At 57.6% G+C, this 20,557-nt stretch carries 17 protein-coding genes; 9 read left to right on the top strand and 8 right to left on the bottom strand.

The annotated features are described in order from the left end of the window. Positions 1–140: 140 nt before the first annotated feature. Complete coding sequence (locus tag B3Q33_RS05450) at positions 141–2,087, top strand: ligand-gated channel protein (RefSeq protein ID WP_273009031.1); 1,947 nt, start codon at positions 141–143, stop codon at positions 2,085–2,087. 58 nt (positions 2,088–2,145) lie between these two features. Here the strand turns inward: B3Q33_RS05450 and B3Q33_RS05445 are convergent, their stop codons facing one another. Beyond that, positions 2,146–2,556 carry a DUF4168 domain-containing protein gene (locus tag B3Q33_RS05445; protein ID WP_035247522.1) on the bottom strand — a complete coding sequence of 137 codons (411 nt, stop codon included), beginning with the start codon at positions 2,554–2,556 and terminating at the stop codon, positions 2,146–2,148. A 305-nt stretch (positions 2,557–2,861) separates the two neighbouring features. Here B3Q33_RS05445 and B3Q33_RS05440 point away from each other — a divergent pair, with 305 nt between their 5' ends. The 3 genes from B3Q33_RS05440 (at position 2,862) to pbpC (ending at position 6,706) form a co-directional block, all read left to right on the top strand. Continuing rightward, positions 2,862–3,374: an outer membrane beta-barrel protein gene (locus B3Q33_RS05440; RefSeq protein ID WP_272963123.1), complete on the top strand. Its 513-nt coding sequence runs from the start codon at positions 2,862–2,864 to the stop codon at positions 3,372–3,374. A gap of 176 nt (positions 3,375–3,550) precedes the next feature. Continuing rightward, a complete protein-coding gene (locus B3Q33_RS05435; protein ID WP_272963122.1) occupies positions 3,551–4,261 on the top strand; it encodes a phosphoadenylyl-sulfate reductase in 711 nt (236 codons plus the stop codon). A 174-nt stretch (positions 4,262–4,435) separates the two neighbouring features. Then, a complete protein-coding gene (gene pbpC, locus B3Q33_RS05430; protein WP_414630988.1) occupies positions 4,436–6,706 on the top strand; it encodes a penicillin-binding protein 1C in 2,271 nt (756 codons plus the stop codon). A gap of 410 nt (positions 6,707–7,116) precedes the next feature. On the opposite strand, the gene B3Q33_RS05425 is transcribed toward pbpC, so the two are convergent. The 6 genes from B3Q33_RS05425 to B3Q33_RS05400 form a co-directional block, all read right to left on the bottom strand. Next, a complete protein-coding gene (locus tag B3Q33_RS05425; RefSeq protein ID WP_272975424.1) occupies positions 7,117–8,157 on the bottom strand; it encodes a 3-deoxy-7-phosphoheptulonate synthase in 1,041 nt (346 codons plus the stop codon). Positions 8,158–8,701: 544 nt separating this feature from the next. Beyond that, positions 8,702–9,322, bottom strand: a complete 621-nt coding sequence (locus B3Q33_RS05420) for a hypothetical protein (protein ID WP_272963475.1) — start codon at positions 9,320–9,322, stop codon at positions 8,702–8,704. 60 nt (positions 9,323–9,382) lie between these two features. Next, positions 9,383–11,149, bottom strand: a complete 1,767-nt coding sequence (locus B3Q33_RS05415) for a DUF1302 domain-containing protein (RefSeq protein ID WP_272963476.1) — start codon at positions 11,147–11,149, stop codon at positions 9,383–9,385. Between the two features lie 529 nt (positions 11,150–11,678). Beyond that, positions 11,679–12,881 (bottom strand): acetyl-CoA C-acyltransferase, encoded by a 1,203-nt coding sequence (locus B3Q33_RS05410; protein WP_272963477.1) that lies wholly within the window; start codon positions 12,879–12,881, stop codon positions 11,679–11,681. A 77-nt stretch (positions 12,882–12,958) separates the two neighbouring features. Further along, the gene (locus B3Q33_RS05405) at positions 12,959–13,879 is read right to left on the bottom strand and encodes an SDR family oxidoreductase (RefSeq protein WP_035247506.1); all 921 of its coding nucleotides are present in this window, start codon (positions 13,877–13,879) and stop codon (positions 12,959–12,961) included. A 298-nt stretch (positions 13,880–14,177) separates the two neighbouring features. Then, on the bottom strand, positions 14,178–14,648 hold the full coding sequence (locus B3Q33_RS05400) for a MaoC family dehydratase (RefSeq protein WP_272963478.1): 471 nt from the start codon (positions 14,646–14,648) through the stop codon (positions 14,178–14,180). Between the two features lie 215 nt (positions 14,649–14,863). Between B3Q33_RS05400 and B3Q33_RS05395 the strand changes: the two genes are divergently transcribed. Continuing rightward, the gene (locus B3Q33_RS05395) at positions 14,864–15,493 is read left to right on the top strand and encodes a TetR/AcrR family transcriptional regulator (RefSeq protein ID WP_035247503.1); all 630 of its coding nucleotides are present in this window, start codon (positions 14,864–14,866) and stop codon (positions 15,491–15,493) included. 153 nt (positions 15,494–15,646) lie between these two features. Here B3Q33_RS05395 and B3Q33_RS05390 read toward each other — a convergent pair whose 3' ends face one another. Beyond that, a complete protein-coding gene (locus tag B3Q33_RS05390) occupies positions 15,647–16,420 on the bottom strand; it encodes an enoyl-CoA hydratase/isomerase family protein (protein WP_272975423.1) in 774 nt (257 codons plus the stop codon). A gap of 184 nt (positions 16,421–16,604) precedes the next feature. Here B3Q33_RS05390 and B3Q33_RS05385 point away from each other — a divergent pair, with 184 nt between their 5' ends. From B3Q33_RS05385 to B3Q33_RS05370, 4 genes are all read left to right on the top strand, one after another. Further along, positions 16,605–17,282 (top strand): histidine phosphatase family protein, encoded by a 678-nt coding sequence (locus B3Q33_RS05385; protein WP_035250272.1) that lies wholly within the window; start codon positions 16,605–16,607, stop codon positions 17,280–17,282. Positions 17,283–17,327: 45 nt separating this feature from the next. Beyond that, positions 17,328–18,536 carry an acyl-CoA dehydrogenase family protein gene (locus B3Q33_RS05380; protein ID WP_272980329.1) on the top strand — a complete coding sequence of 403 codons (1,209 nt, stop codon included), beginning with the start codon at positions 17,328–17,330 and terminating at the stop codon, positions 18,534–18,536. Between the two features lie 79 nt (positions 18,537–18,615). Then, entirely contained in the window at positions 18,616–19,662 is a 1,047-nt protein-coding gene (locus tag B3Q33_RS05375) for a phosphotransferase family protein (protein ID WP_272975420.1), read from the top strand. A 108-nt stretch (positions 19,663–19,770) separates the two neighbouring features. Continuing rightward, on the top strand, positions 19,771–20,535 hold the full coding sequence (locus B3Q33_RS05370; protein WP_035250278.1) for an SDR family oxidoreductase: 765 nt from the start codon (positions 19,771–19,773) through the stop codon (positions 20,533–20,535). The last annotated feature ends 22 nt before the right edge of the window (positions 20,536–20,557 follow it).

Below are 20,557 nucleotides of genomic sequence, written 5' to 3'. Positions count from 1 at the left end.
CATCACCCGTGAATAATGTTCATTAATTCCTTAGGCGGCTTTATGCCGCGTTTGCGGGGGGATCAGCGCCTGGTTGCCAGAAATGGCGCCGGGGCTCTGGTCATGTTGTCGATGTTATTGAGGAGATAAGGAAGATGGGAATGCGTTTGGGGAACCTGGGGCTGGTTTTGCTGGTGACCAGCGGTATCGCCTGGGCAGAGCAGGACAGCCACGAGCTTGGCCAGATTTCGGTGACTGCGGGGGGCTACGCCCAGCAGGTGGAAGATGCTCCGGCTTCCATTAGCGTAATCAACCGGGAGCAGATCGAGCAGCGCTATTACAAGGATGCTACCGATGCCTTGCGGGATATTCCCGGTGTCGTTGTGACCGGTGGCGGTTCCGGTGATCGCGGCACGGATATTGTCATGCGTGGTATGCCTTCGTCGTACACCCTTATCCTCGTCGACGGCAAACGCGTCTCCACCCGCGAAACCCGCCCCAACGGCAGCGCCGGTTTCGAGCAGGACTGGTTGCCGCCCTTGCAAAGCATTGAGCGGATCGAAGTGGTGCGCGGGCCCATGTCCACCCTGTACGGTTCCGATGCTCTTGGTGGGGTCGTTAACATCATCACCCGCAAGGTGGCCGATGAATGGGGTGGTTCAGTGCAGCTGGACACCATCATTCAGGATGATTCCCGATCCGGGGATATCAAGCAGGGTAATTTCAGTCTCAACGGCCCCCTCAAGGAAGGGCTGGTGGGGTTACAGCTTTACGGTCGCTTCCAGGACCGGGAAGAGGATCTGTTTGAAAACGGCTTTGAAGAAAAATCCCTGAAGAACCTGACTGCCAAGGTGTCGGTGACGCCCAGCAAGGATCATGACCTTGTGCTGGAGGCCAGCCAGGTGGACCAGCGTCGTCGTTCGCTGGTCGGTTACAGCGCCCCGGCCACCGATTGTCGTGGTGGCTGTACAGATTCCGATAATCGCAGCAGCCGCGAAGCCTTCTCGCTGAGCCATACCGGGCACTGGGCGATAGGAACCTCTGATACCTATGTGCAACGGGAAAGGGCAGAAAACGAAAACCGCGAGATGGTGATCACCAACACCACGGCGAAATCGTCATTGGTCATGCCGCTGGGTAATCACAGGGTCACCATGGGCGCGGACTTTATTGAGGAAGCGCTCTCCGACAAGACCTCCAACCGGATTTCCGAACGAACCCGTATCGATACCGCAAAATACTCGCTGTTCGCAGAAGACGAATGGATGCTAACTGATACTTTCTCTCTCACAGCCGGGGCACGGCTGGATGACGATGACAACTTTGGTAGTCACTTCAGTCCGCGACTTTATGGTGTGTGGGGCTTCAGCCCTCGCTGGACCCTGAAAGGGGGTGTGTCCACCGGTTTTCGTTCTCCGTCATTGCGGGAAATCACCCCGGACTGGGGGCAGGTGAGTCGTGGTGGCAATATCTACGGTAATCCGGATCTGGAACCGGAAACGTCAGTAAACAAGGAGCTGGGGCTGTACTTCAATGCCGGGCGTAGCCTGATGGCGAACGTCACCGTTTTCCATAATGATTTTGAAGACAAGATTACCCGCATTGCCTGCCCGATTGCTATTTGCACCGACGGTGCCAATCAGTTCGGCTCCGATCCCACCTATCGGGTTAACGTGGACGAAGCGGTAACCCGGGGGGTAGAAGCAGCCCTGTCGACCACGCTGTATCGAGTGCTGACACTGAACCTCAGCTATACCTATACGGATTCCGAGCAGAAATCCGGGGAGTACAAGGGAGAACCGCTGAACCAGTTGCCGGAACATCTGGCCAGTCTGCAGGCCAACTGGCAGGCCACGGACATCGTGTCGCCCTGGGCAACGGTGCGCTATCGCGGAGAGGAAAGCCAGCCGACTACCGGGCCTTCCAGCAGTGCCATCATCGCGCCGTCCAATATGCTGGTGGATGCGGGGCTGGGGTTCCGGTTGTCACCACAGGCGAAACTGAACACTGGCATTTATAACCTCACCGACAAGACAATTTTGCTGGATGAGAATGGCTATGTGGAAGATGGCCGGCGTTACTGGCTGGGCGTAACCATGAACTTCTGATGGTTTGTGCAAAAAAAACGCCGGCATCAGCCGGCGTTTTTTGTCTTCAGGCCTACGATTACAATTTTGCCTGAAGGCTGGCGCGGAAGTCCGCATCATACTGCGCCAGACGGACGATCTGGTTGTATTTTTCCAGTTCCAGGCCGTTGTCTTGCACGGCTTCCACCATTTTCTGCTGGGCTTCCTGCTGAACCTCCATGGCTTTCTTGGGCTTGTCCTGGTTGGCTTGCAGCTTCTGGGAATACTTTTTCTGAATCCCTGCCATGTCTTTCTGGGTGGCAACAAATGCATCCAGATCCGAATCGGAAAAGTCGGAAGCATCCGGCAGGTTCTGCTGCTGAGGCATGTTCTGGGTCTGCGGAGCGCCTTGTTGCGGGGCACCGGTGGTGCCAGGCTGCTGTGCGATGGCGGTGGCGGTCAGAGCGCTGGTAAACAGCAGTGCGGCCATGGCGGTTATTGGCTTTTTCATAGATCAGTCTCCTTTGCGTATTCATGCCCCCCTGCATGAATGTCAGAGGGCAGTTTTGTGCCATGGCGTATCGGGTCATCGCGCATGGCACCTGACAGGTCCGACAAACCTGTGAGTATCCGTTCCTTGCATTTTGTTAAGTTGTGTAAATATGTGTGACGATCGTCATTCATCGCGTATCACCGGTAATCGATAGTCAAAGATCCTGCTGTCCTCGGCACTTTCCTTTTTACGCTATGACCGTTTCAATAGGTGGGTGGATTTCGTCCACGATGGGACTGATAAGAAAAACCAAGGAGAGCTGAATGTTGAAAAGAACCGGAATTGTTCGCGGAACGCTCGTAGCATGGATGTTGTTGGCCGGCACGGCGGCACAGGCTGAGTTTTACACTGGTGCCCAGGTCAATATGCTGAACATAGATCGTGGCTCGGTCAGCAATGTGACTCTCACCGGTCTGACACTGCGTGGTGGCATGGTACTGCACGAGCTGATTAGCGCCGAGGTTCATGCCGGTAAGGCATTCGGTGATGATTCCTACCGCGGCGTGGAGGTGGAGAATGACTTTCACTACGGCGTGTATGCCCGGCTGACGCCACCGCTGGCAGGCCCTGTCCGTCCGTATCTGATCGGGGGTTACAGCTATGTTGAGAATGACTTCAATGGCGACACCCTGCGTGACGACGGTGCCTCCTACGGTGGTGGCTTCGACCTGGGGATGGAAGAGCACATAAGCATGAGTCTGGAGTATTTGCGTCTGGTGGATAATGACTTCGGTACTCAGGAACTGATTGGGCTGGGACTTAACTACAAGTTCTGAGAGAGGAAATGCCGGGTTGCACCGGGGAGGCGGCGAGTAGTCCGGGCTCTCGGTGCGATCACAGGCTGTCTTTTATATTCTTTAAGATTATAAAAGTATCACCATATATTCCTTTATCTTCTTCGCTAACTCCCTATCATGGCACTCGCAATTCCTGTTTTGAGGTGCTGTAGATCATGGGTAGTGCACAGCTTATTACACGTTTCGGAGATAACACTGCCGGCTTGTCCAAAGAAGCCTTGTCAGACCTGAATCGTGTCTATGGTCCGTTGAGTTTTGAAGAGCGTATCGCGCGCGTATTTGAGGATTTTTACCCCGAGCGCATTATGATTACCTCTTCCTTTGCGGCTACCTCTGCGTATTTCCTGCATATTATCTCCAGCATCCGTCCCGAGCAGCCGGTGCATTTCATCGATACCGGTTACCACTTTGAGGAAACACTCAAGTACAAGGACTACCTGGTGGAGCGCTTTGGCCTGACTGTCATTGATGTGACCCCGGACCCGGACCATCATCAGGTGTCTTTGGAAAACCGCATGTGGGAATCCGATCCGGACCTGTGCTGCCAGGTGAACAAGGTGAATCCCCTGGATGAGGCCAAGGAAAACTACGACCTGTGGATTTCCAGCCTGATGGGCTGGCAGACCGAGCACCGCGCCGGGCTGCAGGTATTCGAAGAGCGTGGCGGGATGATCAAGTTCAATCCCATGATCGACGTGACCAAGGAACAGCGCGATAGCTATATCGAAGAACACGATCTGCCGTTCCATCCGCTGGTGGCGGAAGGCTATAACTCTATCGGCTGCAGCCACTGTACCTTCAAGGGCGAAGGCCGCGAAGGTCGTTGGAAAGGCCAGCAGAAGACCGAGTGCGGCCTTCACCTTTAAGTTATTCCGGAACCACGCTAAACGGGCGCTTAATGCGCCCGTTTTTTTGTTCGGTCGACCCTTTCCTTATTGTTGAGTAGGCTTTCGGTATCTCCCTCTGCCTGCCAGCCCATGAAGCGACAATACCGAAAAAGACGATTTCTTCTGACAGGCCTGTTGCTTGCTTTGCTACTGATGCTGGCGGCCCTGCAATGGTGGCCGCTGCCTGAGCGGCTGGATAACACGCCCTACGCCACCTTGATGCTGGATCGCCACGGCCGCCTGCTGGATGCCCGGATTGCCGAGGATCAGCAGTGGCGTTTCGTGCCGGTGGCACAGCTGCCGGACAAATACGAACAGGCAGTGCTGTTGTTCGAAGACAAGCGCTTTTACCGGCACCCGGGCATTGATCCGCTGGCCATCGCCCGGGCCATGCGCCTGAACCTGGAGGCGGGAAGGGTGGTCAGTGGCGGTTCTACGCTGACCATGCAGCTGGCTCGGCTGCTGCGTGACGACCCGCCGCGGACTCTCACCGAAAAAGCCTGTGAGGCGCTACTGGCATTGCAGCTGGAGTGGCACTTCAGCAAGCCGGAGATCCTTGTCCATTACGCCAGCTGGGCTCCTTTCGGTGGCAACATAGTCGGCTTGCGTGCCGCATCCTGGCGTTATTTTGGCCGCGAACCCAGAGCCTTGAGCTGGGCGGAGGCGGCCCTGCTGGCAGTGCTACCCAATTCGCCTTCGCTGATTCATCCCGGGCGCAATCGGGAGCGGCTACTGGCTAAACGTGATGCCCTGCTGCAACAACTCCACCGCCAGGGTTCCATGGCAGATGCAGACCTGCGGCTGGCGTTAATGGAGCCTTTACCTGCCGCGCCCAGGCCTCTGCCGGGGCTGGCCCCTCACTTGCTGAACACTCTCTCGAAGACTTCCACGGGACGGCTACTGACCACAACGCTGGATGCGGACCTTCAACGGCAGGTCAGGGAATTGGCCCGGCAGCACGGTCGGCGGTTGGCCCGCGATGGGGTCCATAACGTGGCGGTGGTGGTCATTGATCATCAGCAACGACAAACCCGCGCCTATGTGGGCAACGTCTCCCATGGCGACCCTGTGGAATACGGGGCAGCGGTGGATATCGCCAGCGCCCCCCGTTCCACCGGCAGCGTCCTCAAACCCTTGCTGTACGGGTTGATGCTGGATGACGGGCGTTTGCTGCCCGGCACCCTGGTGCCGGATCTGCCCACCAACTATGGCGGTTTCAGCCCGGAAAACTTTGATCACGGCTATCGGGGGGCAGTGCCTGCGCACCAGGCCCTGAGCCAGTCACTGAACATTCCCGCGGTACGTATGTTGAAGGACTACGGGCTGGGGCGATTTCATAGCGAACTACAGCGCGTGGGCATGACCACCCTGTTTCGTAGCGCAGAAGACTACGGGCTCACCCTGATCCTCGGTGGGGCAGAAGGGCGGCTGGATGAACTCACCGCAATTTATGCGCAGATGATGGCCAGCGCCAATGGACTGGCCCCTGAATCAGTGCGGACACTAACAGGGGCGCAACCCGGGGCGGTGCCGGGAGTGGCAATCAGCCCGGGCGCCGCCTGGCTTACCTTGCAGGCCTTACGGGAGGTCGCCAGACCAGGCACGGCACAACAGTGGCGACTGTTCACCTCCAGTCAGCCGATAGCCTGGAAAACCGGCACCAGCTACGGCCTGCGCGATGCCTGGGCCATCGGCAGTAATGGGCAATATACGGTGGGTGTCTGGGCGGGCAACGGCAACGGCGAGCCGGCCCCGTCCCTCGGCGGGGCAGTGACGGCTGCACCACTGATGCTGGATGTGTTCAGCCTGCTGGGCACTGCGCCATGGCCGCAGCCGCCATTGGGCGAACTGAAAACCGTGCAGGTCTGTGCCGATGATGGCTACCTGGCTGGGGGGCGGTGCGAGACCGTGGAGCAGTTGGCTCCAAGACAAAGCCATTTTCAGAGCGTCACGCCACACCATATCCGCGTGCACCTGGATGCCAACGGCCAGCGGGTGCACAGTCAGTGTGAATCAGTGAGTCAGATGCAGCATCGGGACTGGTTCGTACTGCCGCCGCCCCAGGCCTGGTTCTATCGCCGTCATCATCCCGGCTATCGGCCCTTACCGGCCTGGCGGGCCGACTGTGTGGCTGGCGCCCGTGCCATGCAAAGCGAGCCGCCCATGGCGCTGGTTTACCCCCATGCCGGAACCGCTATCTACATTCCCGTGGAGCTGAATGGTCGCTTGGGCCGCGCCGTTTTCCGCGCGGTCCATCAGCGTAGCCAGGCAGAACTGTTCTGGCATCTGGACGATCGTTTTCTCGGAAAGACCCGTCACTTCCATGAACAGGCCATCATCGCTGAGCCCGGCTGGCATACGCTGACGCTGGTCGATGATCAGGGGTTTCGATTACGTCATCGATTCATGGTGCTGGGGAAGTGAGCGCTTTTAATTACAGGGCAGTGGGTGGGTATACGTAAAGTTTTATTTGATTTCGGTAGCTCGGGGGCTGGTATGAGTATTCGGTATGTGGAGTCCACAAAAAGTCGTGCAAGAGCGTAAAGCGTCGCATTTACGGTATCGGGGTTTATAGGGGCAAGCAGCGGTTTGACTGCTGGTCTCAAAAGCCTCTTATCATTTGTTTGACTGATTTTTCAGATAAACAATAAATGCCACCACGGCAATGCCGCAGAGGAACAGCACGAAAGCGGTAATCAGTTGCTCCAGAGTCATGATGCGGCCTCCTGTCAGTTATGTAGAAGATTATCATGACACCCGCGCCTTTACTTAATAGGCGCGGGTGTCATGATTTGGATCAATTTTTCCTGCCAGGTTCTTCTCCGTGAACCGCTCTAGTCGATACTACAGAGTAACTGCTCCGTGCTGTCCCAGCCCAGGCAACCATCGGTGATGGAGAGGCCGTACTGTAGGGGTTTCTGCAGGGGCTGTTTGCCGTCCTGAAGATGGCTTTCCAGCATGACACCGGCGATATGTTTTTCACCCTTGCGCCGCTGTTCAAGCAGATCGTGCAGTACCTCCGGCTGCTTGAGCGGATCTTTGCCACTGTTGGCGTGGCTGCAGTCCACGATCAGTCGCGGGTTGCGGCCTTTAGCCTGGAGGGCGTCGATGGCAGTGCGAATGCTGTCGGCATCGTAGTTGGGGCCTTGATGCCCGCCGCGCAGTACCAGGTGGGTATCCGGGTTGCCCGCTGTCTGTAGCAGGGCGCTGTGGCCGGTGTCATCGATGCCAAGATGCGTGTGGGGATGCTCGGCGGCGCCCATGGCGTCACTCGCTACATCAATGCTGCCATCGGTGCCGTTCTTGAAGCCCACGGGCATGGGCAGGCCGCTGACCATTTCCCGGTGGATCTGGGATTCGGTGGTGCGGGCGCCGATGGCTGCCCAGCTGAGCAGGTCGCCCAGGTAGTCGGCGGCCATGGGGTGCAACAGTTCGGTGGCCAGGGGGAGTCCCAGCCGTGCCAGGTCCAGCAACAGGTGGCGGGATACGTTCAGGCCGGTACCGATATCGTTGCTGCCGTCCAGGTGTGGGTCGTAGAGCATGCCTTTCCACCCCACTGTGGTGCGTGGCTTTTCCACGTAGGCGCGCATTACCAGGAAGACCTTGTCGTCCAGCTGACGGGACAGTTCGCTCAGACGATGGCCGTATTCCAGCGCTACTTTCGGGTCGTGAAGCGAGCAGGGGCCAGTAATAACAAGCAGGCGGTCATCGGTGCCATTGAGAATATCGCGTACGGTTTGGCGATGTGCCTGAATCTGTGCTGCCAGCCGGGCGTCCACCGGCAGGCGCTCACGCAGCACGGTGGGGGAGGGCAGCGGCAAGCTGCGGCGCGGACTGGTGTCGGCGGGGGTAGTGGTGCTCTGTGTCTGTTGCATGGTCGTTCCTTACTGTTCTGTGCGCATTACCGTCGCGCGTGATTCGATCGTAGTGTTCTCGGGACCGGGCTTTGCCATTGGCTAAATCGCGATTCTTTGTGGTGCCGGCTATATCGATACATGGTGCTTGTCCTCTTTGGTGCGGTGTTTGGGTATTTATCTGGCAATAAAAAACCCCGGGCGGGATTCCGACCGGGGTTTTCATGATTCGGCAGGCGTCCCGTAGGGGCGCGCCTGGGTAACGGTCAGGCGCGCGAGCGGCTAAACCAATACCCATAATAGAAGGCAGCGCGCACAACCGTGCCGACCGGGTTGCGGTCTGCATTGATGCTGTGATTGTGCAGGGCTGCGTTCATGGTGAAATCTCTTTGAGTTCAGTTCTCAAGCCTAGCGATGGCGCCCGTCAGAAGCAAGAGGGCGAGCCTCTCTCCTTGATAGATGGTCAATATGCCGGGTCGGCATGACAGGATCGTGACAGGACAAGGCAAAAAAATGCCCACCGAAGTGGGCAATGAAGGTGGAGACAATCAAGGAGAAAACAGGATCAGAAGATATCGGCCTTGCCGATGGCATTGGTGATGACCTGGGCGAAGTGGCCTGCGCCCTTTTCCAGGCCCTTGAAGCCGCCGGTGTTGAAGCTGACGGTGTTGCCTTGCCAGATGATCGCTTGCTGGTCTACATCCCAGAGGTCCAGTCGAACCACATAGATGTCCTCATTCACGAAAAAGTCGTCGCTGAACACCTGAGGGCGCATGGTCATGGTGCCGGCGACCGGTACGGCCGTCCCCGGGTCACCTTTGACTTCAAGGGTTTCGGTGCGCTGCTCTTCCAGGTGGATCGCCAGGGCGCTGTCGAAGCCATTTTCCTTCATGCGTTGCGCCAAATAGTCACGGCTTTTACCTTCAATCCCTTTGTCACCAAAAACCGTGTGGGCGGCGGTGGCCTGGATACCCTGTTCGGCAAACTTGGCGACAATGGCGTTTTCCAGGTGGGCACGCAGTTCATGCTCTACCAGAACCCCCACCACCAGTGACTGGTAGGGACCTTGGGGTTCTTTTTCTGCGCCGGTCTGGGTGTTGACCATACGGGTGTCGTGGTAGCCGGTGGCGCAGGCCGCGAGCAGTGCAGCGAACAGGGCCACCATAGCAAATTGCAATTTTCTCATCGTTCCATCCTCATTCTGTTTGGCAGGTCACTGGGGGCAGCCTGCGTTGTCCTTGCCTTCTCAGAAGTTGTAGGTGGTGCTCAGGGACAGATAATCCCGGTCGTTGACCACGCTGTACTTGGCATCGTTATAAGTGGTGTAGGACAGGTCGGCGCTGAGTTTCTTGTAGCTCATGCCCACGCCCAGACCCAGGCTGCGTTCGTCTTCCTGCAGGGCGTCATCGCTGGAGTAGCCTTCCACGCCATGTTTCATGGTCAGCGACGGGGTCAGCGCTACCGGGCCAATGACGTTGGCATAGGTGGATTTGAGCGTCAGTTGGTAACCCCAGCTGAAGTCAGTTACATAGCCGTCCTCACCCAGCTCGCCAACCCCGAAGTTGGTGTGGCGTCGGAAGCGCATGTCTTCCTGATCCGGCAGGTCGGAGATGAATTCCGAGCCTATCTGAGTTGAGACGATGGTTTTCTGTGCCCCCAGCAATTTGGGGATGACCGTGGTAAAGGTCACTTCGGCACGCTGAATATCGAACTCCTGGAAGCCGGTGACTTCGTTGCCGGAGCCGTAGACGTAGTCGATGGTGTCCTGGGGAACGGTGGCAAACCCTTGTGCGGCCGCTGCCGGCACGCCATTGGCTTCCAGCACCCGTGCGGTTGTCAGATCCGGAGTGTTGATCTGGACTGGCATATCCGGGAGGTAGCTCAGGTTCATGGCCAGATTGCCGACACCCTCAAAGGTTTTGTCGGCGGTCAGGCCTATCACCTGAATATCTTCCGGGTATTCATAGAAGTAGGCGATGTCGTTGCCAGCAGTAATCCCTTGCGCCAGCGGGCTGTCTTCCTTGGTCACCGAGTAGATCGGCAGACGCATATGATAGTTCAGGAAGTAGGCGCCCACCTTGGCCTTGGATTTCGGGAAGGCATAGTCGAATTTCAGCCCGTATTGGCCGCCATCATCCGGCTCTTTTTCGTCCCGGCGTGGAATGTAGACGCCATTTTCAAAGGCGGTCTTGTTGGGAATGATCACTGAGCTGGAGAAGGTGGCGTTACAGCCGACGGCGGTGTTGTCGAGGGTGGAAAAGAAGGTGCCACAGCCATCCAGGTTCGCGGCCCGCCACTCATACTGGTAGAAGGACTTCATGGAGAGCCGGTCGGTAAACGTGTAGTCGGCGGTCACCATGCCTGCGGGCTTGAGGAACTCGGTGTACTCGGCACCGGGGCGGTGCAGGGCGGCCAGGTCGATGGCGTTCAGCGCACTGAGGGAGCCACGGGAATACAAGCTGCGCCCCCACAGCAAAGTCTGACGACCCGCTTTCAGTTTCAGAGGCTGTTCGTTGACCTGGAAGGTGCCGTGGACAAAGACATCCTGAAAGGTGGCACCCTGGAATTTGGAGTTGCGATCAAAGCCGTCATCGCTGAGCGTTTCACCGCCGACAAATTCATTGGGGAAGTTGCCGTGAGGGACATCCTTCTCTTTCTGCACATAGTCGTACCAGCCCTTGGCACGCACAAACAGGCCATAGTTCTTGTACTGCAGGTTGACGTCGCCCACTGCCTTGGCAACGGCAGACACCACTTCGCCACCATCATAGTTCAGGTTGCCGTCGTCGGAGACGGCGGAACCAGAGGTGCCGCCGGGGGTGTCACCGGCAAACAGGTTTTCCTTGCGGGCAGACTCCATACGGGAAATAGCACCCACGGAGGCTTTCAGGTTCCATTTGACGCTGACGTCTTCATTGAACTGTTTTACGCCAGCCATGGCCGGGGCTGCGGCTGTCAGCAGGCCCAGAGCCAGGGCACTGCTGCAGCCAACAGCGATCGCTTTGCTTCGCATTATTTTGCTCTCCCACTACCCAGTGATGAGCCGGGTAGAAATTCCGTTTGTTGTTGTGAACGTTGTTGTAGCGCACTTGTTGTCACGCCCGGTCCCATCGGGCGTTAAAATCCTGATCCTCGCCTTTCATTTTTTTGGACAATGATTTCGAAAAGCGATGATTCGGATTCAATTCATACATACCGATGGGTATGTGGTCAAGACGGACCAAGGTCGAAGTTGAGGGAAAATGGGGAAAGAAAGGCCTGTTACTGGAATGAGTGCGGTATTTTTTATGGAGTTTTCGTGATTTAAAACCGAGTAAAAGAAACGATACTGAAGGTGGTGTTTACTGTTCGTGGGAATTCGTTACCCAGGGTAACAAATAAAAGGTGGTTTCATTTTAGTGGCATTTGTGAGCTTTGACACATTTTCTAAAGAATTCCATAGCAGAAAACCACAGCAAGACTTTGCCTGGCAATGGTCCCTGATCGTGAAGATAAAAAAAGGGCGCCGCGTGGCGCCCTGAAGGGGAAGTCAGAGACAGAAATCAGAACACTTCAAACAGGCCAGCGGCACCCATGCCGCCGCCAATGCACATGGTGACAACCACATATTTAACGCCACGGCGCTTGCCTTCAATCAGGGCGTGGCCAGTCATGCGGGCACCGGACATGCCGTAGGGGTGCCCGATTGAAATGGCGCCGCCGTTCACGTTGTATTTCTCCGGGTCGATGCCCAGGCGGTCGCGACTGTACAGGCACTGGCTGGCAAAGGCTTCGTTGAGCTCCCAGATGCCGATATCGTCCACGGTCAGGCCAAAGCGCTTGAGCAACTTGGGTACCGCGAACACCGGGCCGATGCCCATTTCGTTCGGGTCGCAGCCGGCCACAGCCATGCCGCGGTAGGCGCCCAGCGGTTGCAGGCCCAGTCGTTCGGCCTCTGCAGCTTCCATCAGCACGCAGGCGCTGGCGCCGTCGGATAGCTGGGACGCGTTACCGGCGGTGATGAAGCGGCCTTCCTGAACCTCCTGTCCGCCCTTGAAGACCGGCTGCAGGGATTGCAGGCCTTCCAGGGTGGTTTGCGGGCGATTACCTTCGTCTTTGCCCAGAGTGACTTCCTGATCGGAAACCTCTTTGGTTTCCTTGTTCATCACTTTCATGACAGTGGTCATGGGGGCGATTTCGTCATCGAATTTGCCGGCTTCCTGGGCAGTGGCGGTGCGCATCTGGGACTGGTAGGCGTATTCGTCCTGAGCATCGCGAGATACGTTGTAGCGGTCAGCGACGATTTCGGCGGTTTCCAGCATGGACATGTAGATGTCCGGGCGATGCTGTTTCAGCCACGGATCGGCGGCGCGGAAAGTGTTCATCTTGTCGTTCTGGACCAGGGAAATGGACTCCAGGCCGCCGGCCACGGCCACGTCCATGTTATCGACAATGATTTCCTTGGCGGCAGTGGCAATGGCCATCAGGCCGGAGGCGCACTGACGGTCCATGGACATGCCGGACACGCTGGTGGGCAGGCCGGCACGCAGGGCGCACTGGCGGGCCACGTTGCCGCTGGTGCTACCCTGCTGCAGAGCGGCGCCCATGATCACGTCCTGAATAGTCTCCGGGTCGATGCCGGCGCGCTCCACGGCGTGTTTGATGGCATGGCCACCCAGCGCCTGGGCCTGAGTGTCGTTGAAGGCGCCCCGGTAGGCTTTGCCAATAGGGGTGCGGGCGGTGGAAACGATGACGGCTTCTCTCATGATGCCTCTCCAGATTGATATTCGGTCGATGTCTCGCTGCAGGAGTTTGCCTGCAGCCGGTTGATCAGCTGCTGCGTTTAACCCAGCTTGATGCCTTTGGCCTGGGCAGCCTTGGTGAGAATCTTGGTGACATGGTCGCCGCCGGCGAGAATTTCCCGGGCGTTGTCCATGTTGCCAATCTGTGCGAAGTGGGCGGCGACGCCATCCACATTTCGCTCGTCTTCATTCAGGTAGACGCCTTCGCTTTCCATCAGGCGAACCATGGCGTAGCAGCCGGCGCCTGCCAATACGATGCGGTGGGTCGGCGCCTTGTTACTGCACAGGAACAAGACTGCCGGGGTGATTTCCTTTGGCTCCAGCATGGCCAGCACTTCCGGGGGCATCAGGTCTTCAGTCATGCGCGTGGCGGCAGTGGGGGCAATGCAGTTGACCTTGATGTCGTATTTTTCCCCTTCAATACAAAGGGTATTCATCAGCCCGGCCACGGCCATCTTGGCGGCCCCGTAGTTGGCCTGGCCGAAGTTGCCGTACAGGCCGGATGTGGACGTGGTCATGACGATACGGCCGTAGCCCTGTTCGCGCATGATTGGCCATACCGCCCTGGTGCAAATTTCGGAGCCGGTCAGGTGAACGGCGACCACCTTGTCCCAGTCGTCCTGGGTCATTTTCACAAAGCTCTTGTCGCGCAGGATGCCGGCGTTGTTGATCAGCACATCAATGCGGCCCCAGGTGTCCAAGGCCTGTTTCACCATGGCGTCCACCTGTTCCGGGCTGGACACATCGGCGCCGTTGGCAATCGCTTCACCACCGGCGGCCTGGATTTCAGCCACTACCTGCTCGGCAGCTTCGCTGGAACCACCACTGCCATCGCGAGCACCGCCGAAGTCATTGACCACGACCTTGGCGCCCAGACGCGCCAGCTCTAGCGCATGGCATTTTCCCAGGCCGTTACCGGCGCCGGTGACGATGGCTACCTGGTTATCAAAACGGATTGTCATGCTTCTCTCTCCCAATAATCTTCATCAAATACCCTTTTGTAGGAGCGTCGCTCTCGGCGCGAACCGGAACGAAGTGCATAAACCCAAAACCTGAAAGGCGGACTTACCACAGAGGGCACAGAGATCACTGAGGAAAAGACAGGTTTTCTCGGTGTGCTCGGTGTGCTCTGTGGTGAAAAGGCTTTTGATTCTGGGTTCGGTTATCGCGCCGCGAGCGACGTTATGCGCTTCGCTTACCCTACGGGCCGACCTACGGTCGTTACTCCGCTGCGCTACGTTCCTACAGCGGCCTGTTAAATCAAGCTGGTACAATCGCCAGGCTCAGCCATTCGGCGATCAGAGCGGGTTTATCCTGCCCTTCGATTTCCACTTCCACACCATGGCGCAGTTGCCATTCTTTATCGGAGCGCTGCTTCACTTCCAGCAGGGTGAATTTGCCGCGCACCTTGCTACCCTCGCGCACCGGGTTCATGAAGCGCACCTTGTCGAAGCCGTAGTTGATGCCCATTACCTGGCCCTTGATAGTAGGCAGCACGTCCATGGCCATGGCGGACAGCAGCGACAGGGACAGGAAGCCGTGGGCGATGGTGGCGCCGAAAGGGCTTTCCTTTGCGGCCCGTGCCGGGTCCGTGTGGATCCATTGGGGATCTTCGGTCAACTCAGCAAAGCCGTCGATGCGCTGCTGGTCCACGGTGCGCCATTGGGACACGCCCACAGCTTCACCGGTTTTTGTCTGCAGTTCCTCAATCGTAATCTGCGCTCTGCTCATGGGGCTCTCCCTAATAGTGGCGCGAACGCGCCATATTTTCAGAATATTATTTCAAAAATAACAGTATGGGAGTGGCGTAACTGGCCGTAAAGGGTGAAAAGCGCCATGAAGGGCGAGAATTCCGTCACTGCTGTGCGGGAGGGTCAATGGTGAGGGGCCCCGGGTATGTCACTATTTTCCGATAAAATTGGTCTGCACCGTGATTGAGGAGCACCATGCCAGAACAAAGTGAAGCCCTGCTTACCGATCCCCGTGATGCGATTCTCGATGCGGCGGCCCTCTGTTTTATGGAGAGGGGTTTCAATGCCACCAGTATTGATGACATTGCCCGGCGTCTTTCTGCGACCAAGGGGATGGTGTATCACTACTTCGATTCCAAGGCGCAGCTTTTCTTCGAGATCCATCACCGGGCCATGGACGCGCTTTTTGAAGAGCTGGAACCGGTGGTCGGTTCCGATCTTCCTGCTCCGGAACGTTTTACGGAAATGGCCCGCTGCTATGTGCGCACCCTGATCCGTACTCAGCCTTACCAGCGTACCGTTTCGGAAGCGGTGCAGATGTTGCTGCGCAGCAGCACCACCGAGGCCCAGCGTGCCCAGCTCGAGCGCTTGCAGGAGCGTCGCAAGCGCTGCGAGGGCCTGTTCCTGACCGTGCTGGAAGAGGGCATCGCCAATGGAACCATGCGTGCAGCACGACCGAAGATGTCCATCAAGCCCGTCTTCGGCGCCATGAACTCGGTAATCAACTGGTACCAGCCCCGCGACTCGGAAACGCCGGCACAGCGGCAGGGTGTGGTGGATGAGGTGGTGCTGGTGGCACTGCGTGGAGTGATGAAAAATAGTTAACAGTTGATAGTTGTCAGTTGACAGCTACACGGGAAAATTTGATCGCGTTTTTAACGCCGGAGCCGCGCCTATAACCATGTCGTTGCCTTCGGCGTTTTTCATATAGAGAAATTCTTGCCTGGGGTTTCGCTGTCAACTTTCAACTGTCAATTATCAACTTCCTTTTAGGAATTTAGAAAACCGCTCCCTTGTGTCCTCGCTGAACATCCGCTCGGCAAACAGCACACTTTCTTTTTCGATCTGGCTCTTAATGGCTGCGTCGCTCTGGCGCAGCAGTTGCTTGGTCATGGCCATGGCTGTTGGAGATTTTTCTGCCAGTCGCTGGGCCAGAGCCTGGGCGGTGGGCTCCAGTTCGTCAGGAGTGACCCGGTAGGCGACCAGGCCGCAGCGCTCCGCTTCCTCCGCTGTCAGGGTATCGCCGGCCAGTAGTAGGCGGTTGGCATTCTGGCGACCTATCAAAGCGGGGAGCAGCAGGCTGGAACCCGCTTCCGGCACTAGCCCCAGGTTAATGAACGCGGTCTGGAAGCGGGCATCGTCGGCGGCCACCACCAGGTCCGCATGGAGCAGCAGGGTAGTGCCGATGCCGGTGGCGTTGCCCTGCACGCCAATCACCACTGGCTTGTCCAGGGCCATCAGGGCATGCACCAGCACCATGGCGGGGCTGAGCTTGCCGCTATCCCGGCTGGCCGGGTCCGCGTTGAGGAAATCGCCGATATCGTTGCCGGCGCACCAGGCACGGCCGTTGCCGGTCAGCAGTAACACATGCAGATCGTCCCTTTCTGCCAGATGGTTTACGGCACGGGTCAGGTCCTGGTACATGCTGGCGGTCATGGCATTGAGCTTGTCAGCCCGGTCCAGCGTCAGATGCAGGACGGCACCGTTTTCACTGGCCTGAACAAAGCCATTGGTGAGGGTCAGATCTGTCATGAGGGGGCTCCGGCTGTTAGAGGGCAGGAATCGAAGGTATCGGAACACTATTCCGAATAACAGCCAAATCGCCATGCAGCATATTCATTCTGCCGGATTCAAAATATCAATTTCACTAACTCAAGGTGCTGCACTAGGCTGGGATCATTGCTAACCGATCTCTTGCCAGCTGTAAGGATTTCACATGGCCCAGTTCTACCTCGTCCGCCACGGACAGGCATCGTTCGGCACCGACAACTATGACCGCCTTTCGGAACTCGGCCACCAGCAGGCTCGCTGGCTGGGGGAGTATTTCGCCGAACGGGACATGGGCTTCGATGCGCTGCTCTCCGGGGATCTGGTGCGCCATCGGGAAACCGGTGCCGGAATCTGTGAAGGGCTGGGCGTGGCGTTGCCGGAAGATATTCACGCCGGGCTTAATGAGTTCGATTTCCAGTCTATCGTTGATGCCTACCTGAGCCAGTATCCGGAACAGGCCCCCGGTGAAGGGGCGCCAGTGGCGGCATTCTACAAGGCGCTGAAAACGGCCATGAAGCACTGGCGTCTGGACGAGCTCACCGGTGATCTACCGGAAACCTGGCAGTCCTTTTCTGACCGGGTGCTGGCGGCCCGCAACCATATCCAGAAAGAGTACAGCGACAAGGACCGCGTTCTGATCGTCAGCTCCGGTGGCGCCATGGCCATGTTTCTCAAGCATGCCCTCAACGCCGCCGATGACACCGTGGTGGAACTGAATCTGCAAATTCGCAACAGCAGCGTGACCCACGGCTTTTTTAATAACAAGGTGGTGCGCATGGCCAGTTTTAACAATGTGCCGCACCTGGATCGTCCGGATCGCTTTGAAGCCATTACTTACTTTTAACGCAGCACAAAGACTGTAACGAATAAGCAAACAAGGGAGAGCTACATGGATTTTCAATACACAGAAAAAGTGCAGGACCTGATCAACCAGGTACGTCATTTCATCAATACCGAGATTCGCCCGGTGGAAGGGCTTTATCACGAACAGCTGGAAAAAAGCCCCTGGGAAACCCCGCCGGTAATGGAAGAGCTGAAAGAGAAAGCCCGGGCCAAGGGGCTGTGGAATCTGTTCCTGCCCAAGGAATACGGGGATTACAGTGCCGGTCTTAGCAATCTGGAATACGCGCCGCTGGCCGAGGAAATGGGCCGTAGCCGTATTGCCTCGGAAGCCTTTAATTGCGCCGCGCCGGATACCGGCAATATGGAAGTGCTGGCCAAGTACGGCAATGAGCAGCAGAAGAAAGACTGGCTGCAACCGCTGCTGGAAGGCCGTATCCGCAGTGCCTTTGCCATGACCGAGCCGGAAGTGGCGTCGTCCGATGCCACCAATATCGAAACCCGCATTGAGCGTGACGGCGACGACTACGTGATCAATGGCCGCAAGTTTTATATCAGCGGAGCCATGCGCAAGACCTGCGAGATCATGATCGTGATGGGCAAGACCGATCCGGACAATCCGAATCGCCATGCGCAGCAGTCCCAGATTCTGGTGCCCACCAACACCCCCGGGGTCAATATCGTGCGCCCGATGCAGGTGTTTGGTTACAACGACGCGCCGGAAGGCCATGCGGAAGTGGTCTTTGACAACGTACGGGTGCCCAAGGAAAACATGATCCTGGGTGAAGGGCGTGGCTTCGAGATTGCTCAGGGCCGCTTGGGCCCGGGCCGCATCCACCACTGCATGCGCCTGATCGGTGCCGCCCAGGAATCCTTCGAACTGATGGCCAAGCGTGTCAATGAGCGTGTGGTGTTCGGCCAGCCCATGAGCAAGCAGGGCTCAGTGCGTGAAGATCTGGCTCGTTCCTACTGTGAAATCGAGCAGGCACGGCTGATGACCTTGAAGGCGGCAGACACCATGGACCGCGAAGGTAACAAAGTCGCCAAGGATTTGATCGCTATGATCAAGGTGGTTGCACCCAATATGGCGTTAAATGTGATTGATCGGGCGATTCAGGTCCACGGGGCGGCGGGGCTGAGCCAGGATACTCCGCTGGTCAACTTCTTCAGCTATGCCCGCACCTTGCGGCTGGCGGATGGACCGGATCAGGTGCACATGATGCAGCTGGGCCGCAACCTGGCCAAATACTTCGCCTGAGAAGCGGTGTTTGCCCGGGGTGTTTATTGCACTCCGGGCTTTGCCTATTGCGCAGCAAACAGAATAACAGGAGAGCTCCATGTCCCAGGTGGATACGCTGGATACACAGAAACTGGCCGAATACCTTGAACAGCAAATCGATGGCTTCAAGGGGCCCATCGAGGCTGACAAGTTCGAAGGCGGTCAGTCCAACCCCACCTTCAAGATCACTACACCGTCCGGTGCCTATGTGTTGCGCCGGCAGCCGCCGGGCAAGCTGCTCAAGTCTGCCCATGCGGTGGATCGCGAGTTCCGCGTCATGGCGGCGCTGAAAGATACGGATGTACCGGTGCCACGGGTACTGCATCTGTGCGAAGACAGGGACGTGATCGGTTCCATGTTCTACGTCATGGAGTTCTGTGAAGGACGCATTCTGTGGGGCGCCTCTTTGCCGGAAGCCGGCGAGGGCGAGGCAGGCAACGCCACCCGCGCCGCCATGTACGAAGAGATGAATCGTGTGCTGGCGGCCCTGCACAGCGTGGATCTGGACGAGGTGGGCCTGGCGGATTACGGCAAGCCCGGCAACTACTTCGAGCGGCAACTGGGCCGCTGGACTCAGCAGTACGAAGCCTCCAAGTTGCAGGACATCCCTGCCATGGATGAGTTGATCGCCTGGTTGCAGGCCAACCAGCCGGAAGACGACGGCCAGGTATCGCTGGTTCATGGCGACTACCGGCTGGACAACATGATGTGGCACCCCAGCGAGCCGAAGGTCATCGCGGTGCTGGACTGGGAGCTGTCCACCCTGGGGCACCCGCTGGCGGACCTGGCCTACCAGTGTATGGGCATGCGCATGCCACAGCGGGGCGCCAAGATGGCGGGCCTGCAGGGTGTGGATCGTAAGGCTCTGGGGATCCCCACTGAAAAAGAATATGTCGATCAGTACTGCCAGCGTCGCGGCATCGACCGCATCGACAACTGGGAATTCTATCTGGCCTTCAGTTTCTTCCGTCTTGCTGCCATCTGTCAGGGTGTGGCGAAACGTGCTGTGGATGGGAACGCGTCCAGCAAAGAGGCGTTTCAAGTCGGTGCGCTGGTCGACCCGTTGGCATCCATGGCCGTACAGATCATCAAAGAAGGGGCGTAAGCCCCATTGTAGGAGCCATGCTTGCATGGCGAATTGGCAGTCGCTCCGGTTCGCCCTGCAAGCATGGCTCCCACCGTATTGTTTTTTGCTTTTTTCGGGAGAGTAGTAATGAGTACCAAGCTGTTTAACCTTGAGGGCAAGATTGCCCTGGTCACCGGCGCCAGCCGGGGAATTGGTGAAGAGATTGCCAGACTGCTGGCGGAGCAGGGCGCCCACGTGATTGTCTCCAGCCGCAAGATCGATGGCTGTCAGGCGGTGGCGGATGCGATCAAGGCAGACGGTGGTAGTGCCGAAGCCTTTCCCTGTCATATCGGAGAGATGGCGCAGATCCAGGCGATCTTTTCCCATATCCGTGATGTGCACGGCAAGCTGGATATTCTGGTCAACAACGCCGCGGCCAATCCCTTCTTCGGGCATATTCTGGATACCCCGGTGGACGCTTTCGACAAGACTGTGGATGTGAACCTGCGTGGTTACTTCTACATGTCCGTAGAGGGCGCCAAGCTGATGCGCGAGCACGGTGGAGGCGCCATCGTGAATACGGCATCCGTGAATGGCCTCACTCCGGGCGACATGCAGGGTATCTATTCCATCTCCAAGGCGGCGGTGATCAGCATGACCAAATCCTTCGCTCAGGAATGCGCTCAGTTCAATGTGCGGGTGAATGCGTTGCTGCCGGGCCTGACCAAGACCAAGTTTGCCGGTGCCCTGTTTACCAACGAGGACATCTATGATTCCGCCATCAGCCAGATCCCCATGCGCCGCCATGCCGATCCGAAAGAGATGGCGGGCACCGTGCTGTATCTGGTCTCCGATGCGTCCAGTTATGTGACCGGGGAATGCGTTGTGGTAGACGGTGGCATGACCATCTAAATAGCTACGAGCTACGAGCTAC

It is taken from the genome of Alcanivorax sp. UBA3183 (assembly GCF_002364155.1).
Classification (GTDB): Bacteria; Pseudomonadota; Gammaproteobacteria; order Pseudomonadales; family Alcanivoracaceae; genus Alcanivorax; species Alcanivorax jadensis.
This window is presented reverse-complemented; position numbering and strand designations above follow the sequence as displayed.